This window comes from Pseudomonadota bacterium (genome assembly GCA_026388215.1).
In the GTDB taxonomy this organism is placed as follows: domain Bacteria; phylum Desulfobacterota; class Syntrophorhabdia; order Syntrophorhabdales; family Syntrophorhabdaceae; genus JAPLKF01.
Window position 1 is genome coordinate 1 of the sequence record JAPLKF010000084.1, and the last position, 5,401, is coordinate 5,401.

Here is a 5,401-nt window from a genome sequence, read left to right on the forward strand (position 1 = left end):
CATATAGGGTCAGAAGTTACTGTTGTTAACGTAAGGTTGGTGTCCACAATGTAGTATAAAGGCTTCGTCCATGCATCATTTGGGTTTCTCACATTGTTAGGGAATTGCGCAACAGTGGGGAGACGCCTGTTCGTTGCAGCAAAACTGATGACAGATTCAACATCACCATTTATTATTTCTTTTGTATCGTTGATTTTCATTCTTTTTGTCAATGGTCCGACCAAAGCTGTACCGAGGCCAATAACTATTCCAATAATGACCAATACTATCGCGATTTCCACTAGCGTCATTCCTCTGTTATAAGAATTTGTTTTCATAACTGTCTTTTATTTATTTTATCACTTAAATCTAAAAAGTATGTGACGAATATCAATACTGGAGGCATAAAGTTACCTATAATTATTTCATGTCCTGGGGATTTGTCAAGTGCTTAGTTGCAATATTCAATTGAATCGAAATATTTAGTGTTTTAAATTCCTGATGAATAATGTAAAATAGGAATAATTTCCTTGGAGGGTAATTGGCAAGCACCCAGATAGCAGTTAGTTTTGAAGATGGGTTGGTAAAGGTAGCGTATGGGACATTAACCCATGGGGATCTGGTAGTTACACGCACCCTCACCTTAAAAGATGAAGAATTTGATGACTTTCTAACAAGAGAAAAAACTCCCGATTTTATAGTCGTAAATAACTTTAAAACCTTCTATCAGGATGTTTTGTTGCTTCCACCTGCAGGTGAAAAGTATCTTAAAACCCTGGTTGAATCAGGAATAAGAAAAAACGCCCCTGAGCTAAAGAATTTTACCTTCTTTTATGCAGTCCTCAGAGAACGATTATATGAGGGGAAGATGGTAAAAGAAACATTTGTTTTTGCCGTAGATAATAGTGAATTGAATCTCCTCATTGAGAGGTTTACCAGATATGGAAAAAATGTTAGCAGGTTATATTCTGATGTCTTTGCCCTGTCTCAATTAATCCAATCGTCGGGCGAATCAGATGATAAAACAGTGCTATGCATTCTGGACTCGAGTAGCACGAAATCCTTATTTTTAATCAGGGAAGGAAAACTTTTTTTTATCAGGGTTGTACAGTCTCGTCAGACATTGAGGGAGAACCCATCAAAAGCTCTTTTGATCAGTCCTTTTGAGAAAGACCATAAAGCAGTCGAGGGCCTCACAGTACCGTTAGCGTTTATTGAATATCCACCAAATATAGTAGCAGCAGAAGAAGTCAAACAGGATTTTGTCCTCCCGATATCAGCACTCTTAGTAGCGAAAAAATTTCACAGGGAAAGCTTACTTCCAAAGACTTACCGGGGTTTCCTTGTGCAAAAAACTATACTATTACTTTGCATCGGAGTTTTTTTACTTTCCTCTGTTTTAGGTTTGGGTTATATGATGCTTCGGTTTTATGAGGTGTATTCGATTAAAAAGAATATTGCGCCCTTGAAAGATGCATTAATCGGAAGGCAGGGGGTAGAGAACTCCAGAAATTTACTCCATTACTAAATTATCTCAATACTGAGAATGCTACTCAGGATATACAGAAGGCATTGATCGCCCTTCAATCCCTGCAAGTAGAAAACATCCGCATAAAAGACATAGAAGTTAAAAATGATAGGCAAGCGCTGATTGTTCAAATAAAAGGAATTGTTGTTGCGAGGACTTACACTGAGTTACAGTTAAACTTCCAGAAATTGCTTAGTAATATAAAGAAAACAGACGGCATGGAGGTATCTTCACAAAAGGTTGATTTGATTAGTAAAGATTTTTCTATCGAAGTAAAATGGAAAATATGATGACCTATTTGCCAGAGGTATATAAAAAGCTCAAAAAATTGTTTGTTTATTATATAGTTTCGGGGATTATTTTCACACTGGTAATATCATGTGCGATTATGATTAAAAAATATACCAACTCTCTTTATGAAACATACGACAGGCTGCTGGAATTTAATATAAGATATTTAAAGATAAAGAGTGCAATCAAGGACGTTGACGAATCAATAAAGACTATAAAGATGTTGTTACCAGCAAACCTTGATGCCCATTCACCCGAGGAATTTATCCTCATAACCCTTGACGATTTAAAGTCCAGGATGGATAAGGCCTATGTGACTGTTACTAACATTGAGGATAAAGGAAATGAAATCCAATTACCGGTAAATATAAAAGGGCCATTGAGGGATTATACGACTATGGTGAACCAGGTTGGCTATTTACAATCTTTAAAATTCCCTTTTTTTGTTATTAATGGAATAAAGATATCAAAAAGTGATGTACAGGCTAAATCCCTCACAACGTTTGAGATTGCAGGTGTCCTTAAATTCCCTAAGACAGGTTCACAAACAACAGAGACTATGGGTCAAAGAGCGCGTGGTAAGCTATAATGTATAGGAAATTTATCACACTTATCGTATCTTCAATTATAATAATAACCGTCATTCTTATCGGCCTATCCTTCGTGAAATTTAAACTATCCCTTTCCCCAGGGGAAATGAGTATTTTACATTTCTCCTATGAAAAGGTTAAAATTGCAGAGCGGCAACCATTTACGGCGACTGCCCTTAGAAGTCCAATCGATGTTACATTTCCTTCCAAGGAGGGCTATCCAGATGTCCTGCTTTCCGAAATTGCTCCTGCTGCCAAAGCCGAAGAACAAAATGTTTCATTTATCCTGATAAAGGGTGGAAAGAAGATTGCCATAATAAATAATGTGGTTGTCAGGGAGGGAGATTCTATTAATCTTGGTAAGGTCGCAAAGATAGAAAAGGGAGGGGTATTAATCAAAAATAAGGAGGGTGAACAGTGGCTAAAGATAAATTAACTATAAAAAGGCTGTTTTTAGCCTTCAGTGGCCTCATCTGTATTTTTATGTTAGGTTCCTGTGCCTCTACAGGTTTAAAGAGAGAGGTCCAGATCCCGAAAGAGTTAAAGCAGCCAAAGGTAGAGGAAGTAAAACCTCCAGAACTGAAGATCCCTGAGTTTGCACCTGCCACTGAGGATATTTCCCCTTTAAAAACACGAATAGTTGATATAGTTGCAAGAAATACCCCTTTAAGAGATGTGCTCCATGTAATTGCTGATGCAACGAGCCTCAACCTTGTTATGGAAAAGGGGGTTACTCCTGAAACTCCTGTAACAATCACCTTAAAAAATGTTACTGCAGATGATGCATTGCACACAATCCTCTCGTCTGTAAATTATTTTTACACGGCAAAGAATAACATGCTTTTGGTCAAGGCCGTTGATACAAGGATATTTGAACTTGGTTTCCCTTCAGTAATTCAGAACTATAATGTGGAGGTTGGTGGAGATATATTTGGAGGGGTAACCGGTGACCTCACGCAGACAGGTGGTGGCGGAGGCGGTGGTGGAGGCGGCGGAGGAAGTACAGGTATAAAGGGCAATATAACACAAACCTTAAAAGCCGATGAGGCAGCCTTTAACTTCTGGCAGGCTGTTGAAAAATCACTTGGGAGTATTCTTGGTCAGACAGGTGGAGGAGCAGGTGGCCAGGCAGGTGGGGAAAGCATTGGTGGAGAATACTTTACAGTAAACAGGGTAACAGGCACTATAATGGTAGTGGCATCCAGAAGAAATCTTGAGAGGGTTGAACAATATGTAAATACATTAAAAAAGGTCATGGGCAGACAGGTCCTGATCGAGGCAAAGGTCATAGAGGTAACCCTTTCAGAAGGATTCCAGTTTGGCATTGATTGGACTTTAGTACAGAGAAACCTTAACCTGACAGATACGAGAACGACGAGTTCGTTCACTTATGGTACGAGTGGTTTTAATACAGTGGCTCCTATAACCACAGGGGGTCCTGTTTTTACTATAACAGGTGCGCCGAGCTTTGGGGGCAGGCGGGCAGATTTGAATTTTGTTATGAATGCATTAGAACAACAGGGGGAGTTACGGATACTCTCTAATCCAAGAATTAACATGATGAATGGGCAAACAGCCCTCCTCATTGTTGGAAGGAATGAAAGCTACATAAGAAAGGTAGAAACCACAACCTCGCAGGGTACACCGCCAATCACCACCTTCACTGTTGACACAGGGAGCGTTCTTTCAGGGATTACCATAGGGATAGTACCTTATATAAATGAACAGGGAGAAATCTCTCTCACGATAACGCCGATAATTGCGGAGCGGGTCAGCTTTGATTCAAAAAATATTGGGGCAGTAGGAAATCAAGTAGAAATAAAACTCCCCACAGTTGACCTGAGAGAGTTGAGTACAACCGTGAAGGTCAGAGAGGGTCAAACAGTTGTGATTGGTGGACTTATCAAAAAGTCGGAGAAGCTTACAGACAGTCAGGTACCATTCCTTGGGAATGTGCCTCTTATAGGATACCTGTTCAAAAGCAGGGATAAAACAGAGATCAAGACAGAACTTGTAATAGCTTTGCAACCATTATTATTGTGAAGTAAGATAAAACTAAAGGAATCGGGATTATGTCTACCTTCAGGCTGGGAGATATACTTAAGACAAAGGGGTTGATCAGTGATAATCAACTTAAGATCTCTTTAGTGCACCAAAAGGTTACCGGTGAACTGCTTGGAGACATTTTTGTCCGGTTGGGGTTTATCACATCAAAAGAACTTGGCCAGACACTTGCAGAACAGTTTAAAATAGAGTTTATAGACCTCAGTGAATACCCTATCTCTGAAGATGCACTAAAAATGATACCGAAGGATATTGCTGAAAGGGAAGAATTTATACCAATTGAGATTGAAAATGGGAAGATGAACATAGGTGTAACTAATCCGAGTAACATTGGAGCAGTTGACAAAGTTGTAAACATTACAAAGGATTATCCAAAGGTCTTTCTTGTAGACCCTGATAGTTTTCATGATGCCCTGGAAAGTAGTTACTATTTCCTTGAAAACCCTATTCAGGAGCGTATGGATAGTATCATAAAGGAAATGGGTAAAACAGGGACTGTAACGGGGACCCAGATAGCATCACTCACAGAATTGATAATTATGAGTGGTATCAGGGAAAAGGCAACTGATGTCCACATTAATCCATCATCTGATGTAACCAATGTTTTTTACAGGATTGACGGGGTACTGCAGCATCGATATTCTTTTCAAAAATTAACCCATGGTGGGGTGGTATCGAGAATTAAGATTATGTCCCAGATTGATATCGCAGAGACAAGGTTACCGCAGGATGGTTCATTTACCTTCCCTTTTCTGGATAAGTTTTACGACATCCGTGTATCTACAGTCCCAACTATATACGGCGAGAATGTTGTAATGAGGATACTCGCAGGAACCGGGTATCTGCTGAGTATAGATAAGCTTGGATTTGATAGTGCAGGTACAGAAAAGGTAAAAGATTTATTTCAAAAGCCTTACGGGATTATCCTTATCGCCGGTCCCACAGGTAG

Annotated in this window: 7 protein-coding genes; 6 read left to right on the top strand and 1 reads right to left on the bottom strand. The window is 39.4% G+C overall.

Going from position 1 to position 5,401, the window contains the following annotated elements; translation table 11 throughout:
* The coding region (locus NTU69_05215) for a hypothetical protein (GenBank protein MCX5802920.1) at positions 1 to 290 on the bottom strand (290 nt) is incomplete at its 3' end.
* A 230-nt stretch (positions 291 to 520) separates the two neighbouring features.
* Here NTU69_05215 and NTU69_05220 point away from each other — a divergent pair.
* The 6 genes from NTU69_05220 to NTU69_05245 form a co-directional block, all read left to right on the top strand.
* Entirely contained in the window at positions 521 to 1,507 is a 987-nt protein-coding gene (locus NTU69_05220; GenBank protein MCX5802921.1) for a hypothetical protein, read from the top strand.
* Between the two features lie 44 nt (positions 1,508 to 1,551).
* Complete coding sequence (locus tag NTU69_05225; GenBank protein MCX5802922.1) at positions 1,552 to 1,797, top strand: hypothetical protein; 246 nt, start codon at positions 1,552 to 1,554, stop codon at positions 1,795 to 1,797.
* Positions 1,785 to 2,387, top strand: coding sequence for a hypothetical protein (locus NTU69_05230; protein ID MCX5802923.1), 603 nt, complete (start codon positions 1,785 to 1,787; stop codon positions 2,385 to 2,387). Before NTU69_05225 ends, NTU69_05230 begins: the two co-directional genes overlap by 13 nt.
* Positions 2,388 to 2,494: 107 nt before the next feature.
* Entirely contained in the window at positions 2,495 to 2,824 is a 330-nt protein-coding gene (locus NTU69_05235) for a hypothetical protein (protein ID MCX5802924.1), read from the top strand.
* A complete protein-coding gene (gene mshL / locus NTU69_05240; protein ID MCX5802925.1) occupies positions 2,806 to 4,431 on the top strand; it encodes a pilus (MSHA type) biogenesis protein MshL in 1,626 nt (541 codons plus the stop codon). Before NTU69_05235 ends, mshL begins: the two co-directional genes overlap by 19 nt.
* Before the next feature lie 29 nt (positions 4,432 to 4,460).
* On the top strand, positions 4,461 to 5,401 hold a 941-nt coding region (locus NTU69_05245), incomplete at its 3' end, for an ATPase, T2SS/T4P/T4SS family (protein MCX5802926.1).

What these genes read in the sequence shown, in the direction of transcription:
- NTU69_05230 (MCX5802923.1), top strand. Translation starts at nt 1,785, where the DNA reads ATGGAAAATATGATGACCTATTTGCCAGAGGTATATAAAAAGCTCAAA.
- NTU69_05235 (MCX5802924.1), top strand. Translation starts at nt 2,495, where the DNA reads ATGAGTATTTTACATTTCTCCTATGAAAAGGTTAAAATTGCAGAGCGG.